Below are 14,551 nucleotides of genomic sequence, written 5' to 3'. Positions count from 1 at the left end.
CAACCTGTAAAACTCGTAAGTACCCCGCGATCATGAGTCCGCAAGACGGAGCCGCATATCTCAGGACATCCCGGTCGTCTTTGTCCCGATGGGCACACGAGGGGCGGAATCCCGCCCTCGTCAGGCTTGGTGGGCAGTATTGTGTGTCGGCAGATAGGTTGGCCGAGCAGGTATATCCCTACCCCGACCAGGTCATGGCCAGCAAAGATGGACAGGGATATGTGGATTTGCCCGTACTTCACACGGTATCGGAAGTCGCCGAGGCACTGCACGTGACTGACCTAGTGGTCTACCGGGCAATCCGCGAAGGCCATGTGTATGCAGTGCAAATTGGCAAGCGTTACCTCATCCCCGATCACCAGATGGGGAATCTGCACGAGTACGTGGGTTATACACAGCTCGCTTCATATGGGAGGTGACAGCATGATCTACGCGATCTCTTCGCAGGCAACGGCGGATTCGGTACGAGGAGTACTAGGGGATGCAGACATTGTACAGACCGTCAAGGACTGCCGAGACTCACTTTCCGAGGCCCAGCGTCTTCCAGTTGACACGATGCTCCTTGACGTGGCAACGATTCACAGCGCGGACGACGTGCTGGCGTACCAAACCACAGTGCGCCAGTGTCCGCGTATCGTTTTGTTGGCTCCAGATGCTGTGCCAGGCAACAAAACCATAGGGCAACTTGTTAGCTATGGTGTGTACGACATCGTAACTGACCTCGATAGATTGCGGCAGGTGATTGATGGACCTGCCGCAACGATTGTTCAGGCAGCGAGGTGGATTATACGCAACAATCATAAGCAGGATCTGGGTAAGAACGTAAAAATCGTCAAACAACTGCCAAACGTAAGTCGTATCGGAAGACGTGTCGTTTCTGCAATTGCACAGGGTTGCAGGCGGTTAGGTGCTGTTGCGATGTCATCGGTGATGATTTCCCGTCATAAACAGCAGGATCGTAAGGCCAAGAAGGCTGTTGGTAAAACCAGTGCGAGCCTTAAGCAGGGCATTAACGACGAGCCTACACTTTCGGCATTTTCGGAAGAAGATACTACAACTAACAATACTACAGAGTCTATGTGCACTGTTGATGTCGCTGTTCCCGATCCTGTTTCTTTTGCCGACCATATTTGGGACGAGCCGAAACCAGTGAAGTCAGAGACGCAGTCGGAACCAGCACAACTTAACCCCAAAATGCCTTATACCCATCGACAATCTGTCTTGTATCGCCACGTGCTGGGTGCGATTACAGTTGAGTCATGGGCATTAGCCCGCGCCGTTATCCTCCTTGCATGGCGTGCGGCAGTGCTCGGTGTGCAATTGTTGCCCTACGCACTTGGAGCAGAGGTAGCAGTATTGCTCGGATACCTGCCACACTGGACAGGTATGCCAGCACAAGGTTACTGGTCTATTGCGCAGGCCGTCGATCCCCGTGTCCCGAGCATGCAGTCCGCATGGCATTACGTTATTCACTTTGCCTCATTCGTCGGACGAGGAGGTGGTAAAGCATGACACCGCAGTATCGCAAGTGGTCGCCAGCCCGGTATGTGCGCGGGCTGGCTGACTTGTTAGAGCGCATCTCTGAGGCGATTCGGGCAGTCACAGCGGTGGCGTGGGTAGTTACCTTGATTGGAGCGATTGGTTTTATTGGGGTCCTGGTCTTTCACGTCATGCATGATTGAAGGGGGTGTTAGAGTGGATGAAATGAAGACGATTGTTGAGGACATGCGCACTATAGAGGTCGAATTAGGTATATCAGGGTCACAAATCAAAAAGATAGCTCCTACAAATCAATATTCTGCGCGATTGAGGACAAAACGGGGCGCGAAACTGTGGTCTAGAATGATCGCGTTGGATGTATCTCTTCAGCGTACTCTCGCAACATCGCCGATGTATAGCGGTCCAGCGGCACGGCTTCTGGCACAGGCGAGAGTAGACAAGGTGATGCAGGTATTTACGGATTTTGACTTCGAATCACAAATGGCTGAATATACCTCCAAACATGGTTTGAATCCGGTCATCTATGAGAATTTGATCGCGCGTACTCGATTGCTTATCCTGACCGGTTTGGCATTACCATCCTATATGCTTTCGCCCACGGAACTGGCGACATACCGGAACTCAATACCGACATTAGCTTATGCACACCAATTACACGCATTTACGCACAAGGTCAAACAAGATTTAGTGGTACTGCAAGATATGTATCACACGCTTCCTACTCCTTTGGACGTACAACAAGGATTCCAAGACCTGTGGGTGCGCATGTCGTCCAACTTGGAGACTGTACTTAACTGGCAGATTGGCACAGACAGCGGTCGCCCACTTGCGACCTTGGAGTCCATCAAAGCGCAAATTACTGCAATGCACCACACGAACGTCCCCTATCTGTGGGCTGATGTTCTGAAGGCCAAGGGACATATAGACATCAAAGTAGTGGACGGGCCTCGGGATGGGTCAATTGACGTTGATTCTGTTAATCCGACAGAGGGAGACCAACGCTATCTATCACAGGTAAAAGCTTGGCGTAATCCGCCAATTGGGGCGGAAATAGTGCGCCAGCATGCTCAAACGTGCAGAACCTATCGGGCACGGGGTTACTTTGTAACGACACATCGGTATGCCAAAAATGCAGAGTTAGGTCAATATCCCCTCGTGAACAATGGCACAGACGAACGCATCAAAATTGCAGACGTGGAACTGGTCGACTTGGATGCGCTGACGTGCTACGTAATGCAATACAAAATTGGAGTCACTGGTGCTGATCGAATTGACGCCTCTTATTGGGCTGATATGCAGATTCCCCATAGTAGGAAAAACCGGGAGCAGGGAAGGTGATCACGTGTTTGTTATCAGATGCACAATGTGTGGACGAGAGCAGGAATGGAAAACCGGTTCTCAGGTCGGTCGTATGGAAATTGAAATGAGCGGTAGCGTGGTCATCTGCGCGTGCGGTCATGGAGTAGCGGAAGATGCGGGTCACAATGTGTTGCGTGAATTTAACGTTCCAACCGGGGTTGTCACCCGGGAGAAGGGAAGGAGGGACGGAAATGGATAATGCTCAGCAAGCAATGCTCCATTCGTACCAGGCCGCCGTTGCCCAGCAAAACATCGAATTTTTGCTGTTTGGGGTATTGATGTTGGCCGCTTTAGTAATTCTCGCTAAGTACCGTCCGTCAAGACACGGTAAGCCGCGTAGGAAGGCCCGGACGGGCAGAATACCTGTTGATAACAACTACGGTGATGCGGGAGAACACATGGTGCAGCACCAACTGCACTTCCTAGGTCGGGATTACGTGGTCTTCAATGACATTGTACTGGAAGGCGGAGGTCAGCGACAACAAATTGACCACCTTGTCGTCGGCCCGGCTGGCGTGTACCATATCGAAACGAAACATTGGTCCGAGCAAGTGGCATTTGACCGCAACGGAATGCAACACAGGAAGAACGGAGTCCTGACAGAAGACTCCGATCCTACGGTGCAAATGGACAGGCACGACTACGTCGTCCGATCCGTTCTTACGGAGCATGGCATCCATGCAGACGTGATAGGGATCATCTGCTTTTCACACCCGCGTTGTGAGTTACATGGCAGCAGTCCTCGTTATGCTACCATCAAACTGGATAGACTATTGGCAACGATTAAAGCGCACCGCCCTCGCCGGTTGTTAAACCCGCATGAGGTGCAACGGATTGCAACCATTTTGGAACGACGTAGCCAGCCTACACCGGTTGGTTACGGGCAATGGTGACTTAGATGGGTGGTGATGGACCATGATCGTGTCTACACGGACGGGCAAAAAAAGCGAGTACACCGACGTTTTCCTTAAGCGCCACGGATTGGGAAGGCCGTTGACACCATTAGAGCGTGAAAAGATCAGGCAGGAGCGCGAAGAGTTTATGAGGGCGTTGAGGTCTGGGGGCGGACTCTCGTGCCATTGCTGTTGCCGCTGTTGCCAGTGTTGTCGCTAATCGCAAGGCTGTGATGATATTGCGTTTCTGCGGGACGATTTTCGCTGCTGCTGCTACCCGCCCCGAGGGAAAAAACATGCGGGGCGGGTACTTGCCTTTTATTACGGACGAGCTTTCGAAAAACACGAATTGGAGGATGCTACGATGGCAGTATATGGTCGGCGACCAAGTGAGACTACGTTAAGGATATTTAAGGACCTGCTTGCAGCAATGAAGACTGACCCGTTTAATCGCAAGGCTGCCGAGGGTATGCAGCTTCCGCCGAAATCGGAATCACGCGAGAAGCTGTTTGGCAGACGGGAAGCCGTTAGAGTCTCAGGTAGTGGGTGTGTAAAAACAGTTCTGAAGTAGCCGTGGTATTGTCAACGCCGGATTGTACGTCAGAATTAGACTTCCATGCCGTCGGGGAGGCATGGAAGTCAAAGGAAAATGCTAAATCCCGAAAAAATTTCGTGACATTTTTGAGAGTCGCAGGGTCAACATTTCACTATGACACGTCGTACGTGACGCCAACGAGACATCTTAGCCTCCTCCCACTTATGTTTTATAAGTATAATCGAGGCATCCCCATGCCCACCCCTGTTGAACAGAGACGGTGTAGGGAAGTACACCATGTCTCTGAAAAAATTTTGGGACGGAATTTCTAAAGTTGATAGGTTCCGGAAACACAAATCCAAGGACAGGCTACAAATAGAGTCTTGGGGTGAAAGAGGATGTTCCATTTCACGATATATGATGACGAAATTAAGTATCTTGTCTCGGCAGACAATCGGTTGGGTGCCTTGATTCAGCGTATTGGCGACATCACCGTTCCAACGTCGGAGAATTACTTTGAATCACTTGCTAAGTCAATTATCGGGCAGCAACTTTCTAACAAAGCTGCTAATATCATAACAAGCAATGTACTGAACCACTGCGGTGAACTTTCTCCGAAGACAATACTCACCGTGACACAGGACGTGCTACGTAACTGTGGACTTTCAAAACCGAAAGTAACGTATTTGAAGGACTTATCCTTTAGAGTAGTGCAGGGAGACATCGTGTTCAATGAACTAGGTGGTATGACGGATACCGAAGTCATCCAGTATCTTACCCAAGTCAAGGGAATTGGGCAGTGGACAGCAGAAATGTTTCTTATCTTTTCATTGGGACGTATTAACGTCTTTTCATTTGGTGATGCAGGGCTTAGAAGGGCCATCAGATGGCTTTACCAGTTCGACGACACCATGTCTGAAGGCGATGTGACGTGTCTTACTGAAAAATGGAACCCGTATAAGACGGTTGCTTCATTGTATCTGTGGGAGTCGATTAACAGTGGCTTAGTACAGCCCTCAAAGCCGTTCGACATCTAACAAAATAGACCCCAAGGGCCGGCCTTGGAGTCATTGCGTAGACGGTATGAATCAACTGTCAAAGAAATCTTTCGGTAGTGGTATTTGTAACTTTTTGTTAAGCACCTTTCCTTGGAACTGTGTAAATCGAGTAAAGAACTTTTCGCCAGTTGTCAGGAAGAAATGCGTGAGTTTTACTTGACCATCTTCGATTTTCCCGTAGAAAAGTGCATATCGCACGTCACAGTGCCGAATCTGTTTACCATTCAATTTGGGAATTTCGAGTACGTCCGTACTATCAGGGCTTATAAGGCCAAGGTCTATCGTAGGCGACGTTTGCAGTTTCAATTCCAGCAGCTGGTGTCTCACGTCTGGGAAGCGTCCGTCGTCTTTGAAGTCAGAATAGCCAAGTCGCTTACAAACAAGTCTGTGGAGTTCTGCACCACGATTCCTCTCTTGGTCAGAACCAACATCAGCAAAGGACTCGCCTACCAAAGGGCTTAGACGTTCAAAAATTTCTTGGATAGGCATTAACTTGTCGGGCGATGGGTAGCTGATTGGACTAGTGTTCGCATCAATCTTCACGCCTTGATTGACGAGAGGCTTGAGATGCGACGTGTCCTCTTCTGCGACTAACTCTGTTGTCTTGTCGGTGGGAACAAGACTGGCCTGATATTTCTGCGTCAAAGTACCAGTCGTATCAAGTTTTGCAACCATATCGCCAGATACGACCTTTACTCGTGTAACGACGTCTTCGGGTGAAATTTGAATCAAGATGTATCTACGACTAGAGGAAATTTCCTCATTCCAAATTTGGAGGTTACGTGATTTCTGTGAGTATGTGTCAAAGTTCTGCCCGACGAATCGAGGTTGGGTCTTTTTGAACGACTCAGGTACGGGGTAGCCCAAGATTCGACACACTTGTTCCTTTACGACCTTAGAACGTGTCCGTAGCGGCAAGTCCCCCAATTCCAATCCTATTAGCTTGGTGTCTAACAACGCCTCTAATTCAGCAGAAGGAATCCACAAGTTAGGGTCGCCTACACTTATGGGGTCATAAATAGTAAGTCCACTTGCTGAGATGTTTTGTACGAATTTCTCCGCTGATTGCAGGAGAGTTGAACGTCGTTCCTGTTCTTCATGAGACATTTGCTATTTCTCCTCAAAGTCAAGTAACTCGGATAAGGACAAATCCAAGGCTGTTGCAATCCTTTTCATATTCAAAAAAGAGATGTTTCGTTCGCCTCGTTCGACAGCACCGATGTATGTTCGATGCAATCCACATGCGAACGAGAGGGATTCTTGCGACCACCCTTTCTGTTCACGGGCCAGTCTTATCCGTTGCCCTAGTAAATGGAGGTACAATTGGTCGTCCGATTGATGTTTCATGGAAAGATCTTCTCCTCGATGATGACTATGTGTCGACAGACGATAAGTAGCATTGTTGGTGTTCGGGGAATTATGCATGTGGTATTCGTGGCGTGAGTGTAGGGTAGGAAGTGGGAAGGTTGGCGTGCTATACTTTCGTAGTTGAAAGTCTTGTTAGATTGTCAGAAGAGGTGGGAAACTGTGGCTAGTACATTAGTCGAAAAAAGAGTTACGAAGCAAAAAGCCACTGGCTCGCACTTTACGCCTCCCGAATTGGCAGAAGTCGTTGCAAGACGTCTGATAAGCGAATTGGACAACGGGCAATTTCAGAACGGGAATATAACGGTCCTAGACCCGTCCTGTGGTGACGGTGAGTTACTGCTGGCTTTTGAACGTGAGTCAACGGACAAACGCTTTAGCTTATTGGGTGTTGAAGAGGACGATGAGTCCATTCAGAGTGCAAAACACAGGCTTGCTGACTTTGAACGTCAGACGAACTTGGTTCGTGGCGATTTCCTTGACATGGTTAGACTTGAGACTGGGCTATCGCTTTTTGAGGAAACTTCAGACGTATTAGCCGAAAAGGCGGATGTCATCATTGCAAATCCTCCGTATGTCCGTACTCAAATCCTTGGGGCGGAGAAGGCACAACAACTGGCGAAGAAATTCGGATTGAGTGGAAGAGTTGACTTGTATCACGCCTTTCTGGTCGCAATGACTCTACAGTTGAAGCCAGGTGGGTTACTTGGAGTCATTACGTCGAACCGCTATCTAACCACCCGTGGCGGTGCCGCAATCCGTGAGTTTCTAAGTACTCATTATGACATCATCGAGATATTAGACCTTGGCGATACAAAACTGTTTGGGGCGGCTGTCCTGCCAGCAATTTTTGTGGGCCGCAAGAAGCAGCATGTCGGTTCAAATTCAGAAGAGTCTCGTGCCCGTTTCTTGAGAATTTACGAGGACAACGTCAGTGAAAAGGGCAGTGAATATCCAACTGTCGACTCTGTCTACGACCTGTTGGATGGTGACAAGACGGGAACTTTCTTCAGCGAAAAGGAGTCCAAGCACTACACTGTTTCGATTGGATACCTAACCACACCCGAAAATCACAAAGAACCATGGGTAATGGCTACAACACAAGAAAATTCATGGCTGGAAAAGGTCGATAGTGGATGTGCATACCGCATCGAGGACGTAGCAGACGTTAGGGTGGGAATAAAGACTACGGCGGACTCGGTATTTATTAGGTCTGATTGGGACGACCTTCCCGACGAGTTACAGCCTGAAGCAGAAGTGTTAAGGCCACTCTTTTCTGCTGAATATGCGGAGCGGTGGAAACCAACTGAAAGTAAACCGTCTCGTAGAGTTCTTTACACGCATCAAATCAAGAACGGCAAACGACGTCCAATTGACCTTGCAGAATATGTTAAGGCTGCAAACTACTTAGAGTCGCACAGAGAACGGCTGGAGGGCAGGACATATGTTCGTAAAGCGGGACGTATGTGGTACGAAGTTTGGGTTCCGCAGAATCCTGCGTTGTGGGAGTTGCCGAAAGTTGTTTTTCCCGACATCAGTCCCGAACCGAAATTCTTCTTCGATGCTGAAGGATGCGTAGTGGACGGCAATTGTTACTGGATTGTTCCAAAACAGGGAATAGACAATGATATGCTGTTTCTTGTTATGGCGATTGCAAACACTCGTTTTATGACCAAGTATCACGACATTGCATTTCAAAACAAATTGTACGCTGGCAGACGTCGATATTTGACACAATACATTAGTAAATACCCTGTGCCAGACCCGACTTCAGAACATGCAATGCAATTAGTGGCGTTAGCTAAGAGGCTTGTATTTGAAGAGGTTTCCGTACAGGAACGACAAGCTATAGAGGAACAAATCGAACATTTCACGGCATTGTCATTTGGATTAGATCCAAGTGACGTTTGAACAATGATGAAACAAGTAAATGCGACTCATAGCGAGTTGCCTTTTTGTTATCGTGAAGCACGTCCAAGACGGACGTTTGAATATCCGATGTGCCGTGCTTTTGGGACGAACCGATATTCCGATGGACTGACCCAATTGTCGAAGAGGTGCGTCAAACGAGAGAATGGCTAACGCAAGAAGCTGGTGGGTTCGAATCTTACAGTGAAAAGCTAAGGGCACAAGAACGTTTGCAACTGCCCGGCAATTAGTTTTATGATGAAGGCCCATTCCGCACAACAGATGAAGCGATCAACCTGGTTCGGCGCGGGACGTTGCTAAAATGAAAGTACCGTTGGACGGAACGGCGATTAGAACGCTCAACGACTTGAAGAGTGTACGATAACGGAAGAAGAAATTGGACGAAAGGATGTCTCAGTTCGCATAGGCAGAAGCGAGATGCTGCAAACATGGGGATCAAATTATTCTTGGACGACATGCGTACATGTCCTGACGGATATGTACTTGCAAGGAATTATGACGAGTGTATCCTGATGCTCACGGCGTGCGAAGTGGAAGTTTTGTCTCTGGATCACGATCTCGGTGCTGCCAGAACCGGGTACGATGTGGCCAAATGGATCGTCGAGAAGAACCGGTGGCCCAAGCAGATTTGTTTTCATACATCGAATCCGGTTGGTCGCCGGAATATGCAACAGCTTCTGCAAAGATACGCGCCCCCATACGTCGCAATTGATCGCTAAATATCCCAATATCCGAACAATGAGAAAAACAGATAACACCTAATCGTTAATTCATTTCCTTCCTTGTCTGTACCGATGGGGCTGTACAGGGACACGTCCTTGCGTGTCTTTTTTTGTGCGCGCAGCTGCATGAGGATCTCGTTCTGAATGCATCGCGCCGCGTAGGTGGCGAACTTGGTTCCCTTTGTGGGTTGATAGGTTTCAACGGCTTTGATGAGTCCTACACTTCCGATGGAAATCAGGTCGTCATGGTCGATGCCGCTGGAATCAAACTTCTTGGCGACGTGTGCGACCAATCGGAGATTGTGTTCAATCAGGGCGTGATAGGCTTCGCGATCGCCTTTTTGCCAGCGTTCGAAATACTCCTTTTCTTGTTCTTTTGTCAGGGGGTGTGGAAATGACTGGTTGACGTACCCTGAAACCAACGTGATGTCTTGAACCATGGATGCGACGGCGAGCGCCAGGGAGATCAATCATGTCACCTCCAGGCAAAGTTGTGGATGCACCACTGTATGCCGGGGGATTTCAGGGTGTGTGTGCGTTTGCCACGAGGGGCAGCAACCCTTCTGCGATGACGCGGTGACCGCGGTTGTTTGGGTGGACGGGGGCGATGGGCGATGTAAACACATCCCGAATGGTGCCAGATCGATACCCGGCAATCAGTTCAGCCTCGCGCCCGGCAAACCACGCATCGACAGGTGCAACCGCGGCGCCCGTTCTGCTGGCGACGGCTCGCGTGGCGTCGTTCAGCAGGGTGATGCCTTGCCCTGCGATGGGCGTGTTTGGGAACGGGTTGTACTGCGTGCACAGGATGATTTGCGCTGAACTTACTTTGCGGATCGCGCCGATGAGCCTGCCGAGGCTGCTGCCGTAGGCGGCAATGGAGCGTTCGACGATGGTTGTCCGGGCGCCGTTTTGCAGCCCAATGGCTGCATGCGCCAGATTGTCACCGCCGACCCAAATGCTGATGACGCTGGCGGTACGCAAATAGGCCAGCCCATTTTCCACAACGGCGGCGGTGAGATCCTGGCTGGTCCACCCGGGCGCCGCGAGCACCTCGCTGAAGCTTCGGACCCCGCGTTTGCGCAGCATGCAGGTGACGAGATTTGGGTATGCAAGCGCTGGTGACGTGGCCAATTCCCCGGCCGTAATGGAATCCCCAAGTGCGATGTATCGCACGGTGGTCACCTCTCTTTCAAAGTCCGTGCATCTCTATCCATGAGCGCGATGAGCGTGCGCGCCGTTGTCGAGTGGGTGCGCCCCTGGCAAGGGGGCGGTGCTGTCGCAGCGAAGCGGGCGAGCGAATCGTTCCTTCATCCAGCCAATGCAGGGAAGTCCAATGGTGCGCCGGACACGGGCCTGGCTGCGGGCGCATCCTGCAAACTTTTCGTGTGCTTTGCATAGTGTGGTACATCGCGAGGTGAGAAAACAATGCCAGTCTCTGCGTCGAAGGTTTATTTGTACGCTGCGGTTCAAGGCGACTACGTGAAGTGCTTCGCGGCGGCGGATGCGGCCGGAATTCCTTATTCAAATGTCATTGGAGAGTTTTCGAAAGCGTGGGGGCTCGTGCAGGACGGGTCAAATCTGGTGATCGCGGTCGGCGGCGCCGCCCTCTACGCGCTGTATTACAACGAGTGCGGCTGGTCTAATCCGAGCGGGCAGGCTGGCGGACACACGCCGTTCGAGACCTTTCCAAGCGGCCGCGGCGTGGATACGCCGAAGGCGAACTATTTTGTCAACGCGGCTGGATTTACTTCGCTCGACAGCCTGAAACTCGCTGTGATGATGGCGTACTACGCGGTCCATGGCACGTTTCCTGCGCATTGGAACAACCTGCCGACCCAGGAGACCCCGAAAAAGGTCTGTGTGTCCAATTCGAGTCCCACGTTGAGCGGGGGCTTCACGGGCGGCGGGGCGGCGAGCACGACCGCGCCAGCTCCTGCGACGAAAACGGGGCGGCCCGCGCCGAACACCCAGGCCAGCGCCGGTGTGGGTGTGTACGCGTCCTTCACCTCCACCACGGAAGTGCAGAAGGCGCTTCAGATGGGGTGGAAGGGAATCGCGGCCACAGGCGCGCTTGGCACCAAGTCCGCGCCGTATACGCAGGAACTTTCGTCCAATATGGATAAGCTGATTTCCGATGTGCTCAGTGAAGGCAATTACAACGTCTGGTGGCTCTCGTTCTGGACGGTGAGCTGGCCGGCGGGCGGGGATTCGTTTTACGAAGGTGGCTACAAGGCCGGCCAGTACGCAGGCAAAACCATCCTCAGTTACAAGGGGAAAGTGCTGCCGAACGCGATCGTGATCGACCCCGAAGGTTACAACACGCCCGCCACCACGAGCACGGAGTGGTCGGACTGGATTCGCGGGTGGGCAGACGGCCTGGCGGAGGTGGATGCCAACCTGCGCCCCGGTTTCTACTGCAACCAGTATCAATACAAGACGTACAACCTGGCCTCCATCAACCTGCCGGCGTATATCGCGGTCTCCCCGATTGAAGGGAACACGCCGGAAGTCAAAGGCGGCAACGTGGAAGGGTACGACGCCTACTACGCCACCTGTCCGGCAACCGCGGATGTGAATCGTGTCCAAAGTTGGGGCGGCAAGTACAGCACGGTCCAGTTTCGCGACAGCGGGGTGGACTGCGCGCCGTAACGGGCTGCGGGCAGCGTGAGAGCGGATGCGGCTAGGATGGGGTGGGCTGCGGATCGGCTTAAGCCCGGCGGCTGCGTTTGGGGGTGCGGCTGTTGGCCCCCGGTTAGGGCGGGAAGGGTGCCTTGTGCCCTATGGCCGGCGGGCCGGAGTCTGACGACCCTCCCGGCCGCTTTGTGTTACACTGGGCGCAGCAGGGAGAGGGTTGACATGCCGAAAGATTATCACTGTTGCGCCACGTGTCAACACTTTCGCATTGTCCACAGCGATGGCCAGCACGTGGCGATGTGCGCGCGCCTGGGGTATGAAACGCGGACGTATTATCAATTTAATTGTTGGGATCCGCGGCCTGACATTCGCCGGAAGATGGCGGAGCAAGCGCGTGAGGCGGACCCGGCTCCGCGTGAGGCCCCGGCTGCGGGAGATCCGGCTCCGCCGGCCTCCGGGGAATCGTGATGTGCGTGAAATCGTTGGCAAGTCGTGTGTTCGGGAAAATGGCGCGGGCTTCCGCGGCCAGCGTGTCGGCGTCGCGATCGTCATAACGTGCGCTGATGTGCGTGAGGATGAGCGCGCGCGCGTTGGCGCTTTTGGCTGCGCGGGCGGCGTCTTGGGCGGTGGAGTGGCCGTAGGACGGTGCCAGCGCGGCTTCCCGTTCGCCGAACGTCGCTTCATGGACCAGCACATCTGCGTGGTGCGCCAGCGTGACGACATGGTCGCAGGGGCGTGTATCGCCGAGGATCGCGATGACCCGCCCCGGCTTTGGCGCTCCGACGAAGGCATCGGGTCGCAGCACGCGGCCATCGGGCAGTGTCACCGCATCACCGCGTTTGAGCTGGCCGTAGATGGGGCCTGCGGGCACACCGATGCGTGTCAGCGCGGCGACGTCGAGCGTCCCGGGCGCGTCGTGTTCGACGATGCGATAGCCGTAACTGGGGATGCCGTGATGGAGCGGCAGGCAGATCACGGTGAACTGATGGTCGGCGCACACGACGGTGGGTTCGGCGGGGCCTGTGCCGTCTGGCGCGGTGCCCTCCGCCACGCCGCTCGCTGGCGGAATTTCGTGGATGCGCAGCGGATAGGTCAGATGCGTTTGACTGGCGGCCAGCGCGGCTTCGACGAACGCTCGCAGGCCGGTGGGGCCGTACATATCCAGCGGGCGGTCAAGCCCAGAGAACGAGCGGCTGCTCAATACGCCGGGCAGGCCAAAGATGTGATCGCCGTGCAGGTGCGTGATGAACACCTTTTCCAGCTTGGCCAGCGACAACGGGGAACGCATGATTTGATGCTGGGTGGCTTCACCGCAGTCGAACAGCCAAAACGTGCCTCGTTCCTGGAACAAGGTGAGGGCAATCGCTGTGACGTTTCGGGTCTTGCTTGGCAAACCGGCACCCGTGCCGAGAAACAGCAAATCCATCCGGAACAACCTCCTGCCGAACATTGCGCTGGTTGCTGCACCCTCCTGGCGAAGCAGGCCGCTGCCTGAACGCGTGCTGCGCCGCCCTACCCATCAGACGCCGCATCCAAAATGAAACCCCATCCACAAGGAGGCGATTTACGATCCATGAAACCTCGAATTTTTGTGACACGCAAGCTGCCCGACAGCGTCATGCGCGAACTGAATGCGTGGGCGGATGTGGTTTGCCACGACGCGACGGATGAACCCGTGCCCCGCGATGTCCTTTTGCGGCAGGTGCAGGGGTGCGCGGGGATTTTGAGTCTCATCACCGAGCGCATTGACGCTGAGGTGATGGATGCGGCCGGTCCGACCCTGCAGATTGTCGCCAACCTCGCGGTGGGATACGACAACATTGATGTGGCCGCCGCGAAGGCGCGCGGTGTCTTGGTGACCAACACGCCCGATGTCCTGACCGAAACGACCGCAGACCTCACGTTTGGCTTGCTGCTTGCGGCTGCACGGCGCATTCCGGAGGCGGAGCGGACCCTCCGCGCGGGCGAGTGGCGAACCTGGAGCCCGATGATGATGACTGGGCAGGATGTGTACGGGGCGACCATCGGGATCGTCGGGATGGGGCGAATTGGGGCTGCCGTCGCCCGGCGCGCGAAGGGATTTGGCATGGAAATTTGCTATTTCAACCGGACGCGGCGCCCGGCGGTGGAGGCGGAACTGGGGGCTCGCCTGGTGCCGCTTGATGAACTGCTTACGACCGCCGACTTCGTGGTGGTTTTGGCGCCGCTGACGCCCGAGACGCACCACCTCATCGGCCGCCGGGAGTTCGAGTTGATGAAGCCGACGGCGGTGTTCATCAACACAGCCCGCGGCCCGATTGTGGACGAGTCAGCGCTGGTTGAGGCCCTGCGGTCTGGACAAATTTGGGCGGCGGGGCTGGATGTGTTCGAGCAGGAGCCCATCTCCCCCCGGCACCCGCTGCTCCAGCTGCGAAACGTCGTCCTGCTTCCGCACATCGGCTCGGCGTCGATTCAGACGCGGTTGAAGATGGCGCAGCTGGCCGCGGAAAATCTGCGTGCCGCGCTGTTAGGCGGGACACCGCCAAACCGGGTGTGGTGAGCTCCTGCACCCGG

15 protein-coding genes are annotated in these 14,551 nt (G+C 53.5%); 10 read left to right on the top strand and 5 right to left on the bottom strand.

The window, feature by feature from the left end; translation table 11 throughout:
• Positions 1-143: 143 nt before the first annotated feature.
• The 6 genes from JI721_RS03005 (at position 144) to JI721_RS02980 (ending at position 5,324) form a co-directional block, all read left to right on the top strand.
• On the top strand, positions 144-419 hold the full coding sequence (locus tag JI721_RS03005) for a helix-turn-helix domain-containing protein (protein ID WP_274456597.1): 276 nt from the start codon (positions 144-146) through the stop codon (positions 417-419).
• Positions 420-423: 4 nt separating this feature from the next.
• Positions 424-1,512: a hypothetical protein gene (locus JI721_RS03000; protein WP_274456596.1), complete on the top strand. Its 1,089-nt coding sequence runs from the start codon at positions 424-426 to the stop codon at positions 1,510-1,512.
• Positions 1,509-1,682, top strand: a complete 174-nt coding sequence (locus JI721_RS02995; RefSeq protein ID WP_274456595.1) for a hypothetical protein — start codon at positions 1,509-1,511, stop codon at positions 1,680-1,682. Before JI721_RS03000 ends, JI721_RS02995 begins: the two co-directional genes overlap by 4 nt.
• A gap of 22 nt (positions 1,683-1,704) precedes the next feature.
• Positions 1,705-2,838 carry a restriction endonuclease gene (locus JI721_RS02990; protein ID WP_274457626.1) on the top strand — a complete coding sequence of 378 codons (1,134 nt, stop codon included), beginning with the start codon at positions 1,705-1,707 and terminating at the stop codon, positions 2,836-2,838.
• Between the two features lie 212 nt (positions 2,839-3,050).
• Positions 3,051-3,752, top strand: coding sequence for a nuclease-related domain-containing protein (locus tag JI721_RS02985; protein ID WP_274456594.1), 702 nt, complete (start codon positions 3,051-3,053; stop codon positions 3,750-3,752).
• Between the two features lie 933 nt (positions 3,753-4,685).
• A complete protein-coding gene (locus JI721_RS02980) occupies positions 4,686-5,324 on the top strand; it encodes a DNA-3-methyladenine glycosylase family protein (protein WP_274456593.1) in 639 nt (212 codons plus the stop codon).
• A gap of 51 nt (positions 5,325-5,375) precedes the next feature.
• On the opposite strand, the gene JI721_RS02975 is transcribed toward JI721_RS02980, so the two are convergent.
• Both JI721_RS02975 and JI721_RS02970 read right to left on the bottom strand, forming a co-directional pair.
• Positions 5,376-6,452 carry a restriction endonuclease gene (locus JI721_RS02975; RefSeq protein ID WP_274456592.1) on the bottom strand — a complete coding sequence of 359 codons (1,077 nt, stop codon included), beginning with the start codon at positions 6,450-6,452 and terminating at the stop codon, positions 5,376-5,378.
• 3 nt (positions 6,453-6,455) lie between these two features.
• Complete coding sequence (locus JI721_RS02970; protein WP_274456591.1) at positions 6,456-6,692, bottom strand: helix-turn-helix domain-containing protein; 237 nt, start codon at positions 6,690-6,692, stop codon at positions 6,456-6,458.
• Between the two features lie 180 nt (positions 6,693-6,872).
• Between JI721_RS02970 and JI721_RS02965 the strand changes: the two genes are divergently transcribed.
• Both JI721_RS02965 and JI721_RS17165 read left to right on the top strand, forming a co-directional pair.
• Positions 6,873-8,621, top strand: coding sequence for an Eco57I restriction-modification methylase domain-containing protein (locus tag JI721_RS02965; RefSeq protein WP_274456590.1), 1,749 nt, complete (start codon positions 6,873-6,875; stop codon positions 8,619-8,621).
• Positions 8,622-9,067: 446 nt separating this feature from the next.
• Complete coding sequence (locus JI721_RS17165; protein WP_407654063.1) at positions 9,068-9,358, top strand: cyclic-phosphate processing receiver domain-containing protein; 291 nt, start codon at positions 9,068-9,070, stop codon at positions 9,356-9,358.
• Here the strand turns inward: JI721_RS17165 and JI721_RS02960 are convergent.
• Both JI721_RS02960 and JI721_RS02955 read right to left on the bottom strand, forming a co-directional pair.
• Positions 9,355-9,831, bottom strand: a complete 477-nt coding sequence (locus tag JI721_RS02960; protein WP_307016494.1) for a sigma-70 family RNA polymerase sigma factor — start codon at positions 9,829-9,831, stop codon at positions 9,355-9,357. The two genes, JI721_RS17165 and JI721_RS02960, sit on opposite strands and share 4 nt — an antisense overlap.
• A 52-nt stretch (positions 9,832-9,883) precedes the next feature.
• Positions 9,884-10,537 carry an SGNH/GDSL hydrolase family protein gene (locus tag JI721_RS02955; protein ID WP_274456589.1) on the bottom strand — a complete coding sequence of 218 codons (654 nt, stop codon included), beginning with the start codon at positions 10,535-10,537 and terminating at the stop codon, positions 9,884-9,886.
• A 252-nt stretch (positions 10,538-10,789) separates the two neighbouring features.
• On the opposite strand from JI721_RS02955, the gene JI721_RS02950 reads away from it, so the two are divergent.
• Entirely contained in the window at positions 10,790-12,013 is a 1,224-nt protein-coding gene (locus JI721_RS02950) for a hypothetical protein (protein ID WP_274456588.1), read from the top strand.
• Positions 12,014-12,338: 325 nt separating this feature from the next.
• On the opposite strand, the gene rnz is transcribed toward JI721_RS02950, so the two are convergent.
• Positions 12,339-13,424, bottom strand: coding sequence for a ribonuclease Z (rnz, locus tag JI721_RS02945; RefSeq protein ID WP_274456587.1), 1,086 nt, complete (start codon positions 13,422-13,424; stop codon positions 12,339-12,341).
• 147 nt (positions 13,425-13,571) lie between these two features.
• On the opposite strand from rnz, the gene JI721_RS02940 reads away from it, so the two are divergent.
• Complete coding sequence (locus JI721_RS02940) at positions 13,572-14,537, top strand: 2-hydroxyacid dehydrogenase (RefSeq protein ID WP_274456586.1); 966 nt, start codon at positions 13,572-13,574, stop codon at positions 14,535-14,537.
• Positions 14,538-14,551 lie beyond the last annotated feature (14 nt).

The sequence above is a fragment of the Alicyclobacillus cycloheptanicus genome, from assembly GCF_028751525.1.
Taxonomy (GTDB): Bacteria; Bacillota; Bacilli; order Alicyclobacillales; family Alicyclobacillaceae; genus Alicyclobacillus_L; species Alicyclobacillus_L cycloheptanicus.
Note: the sequence above shows the minus strand (reverse complement) of the source record. Positions and strands in the feature narration are given on the sequence as shown.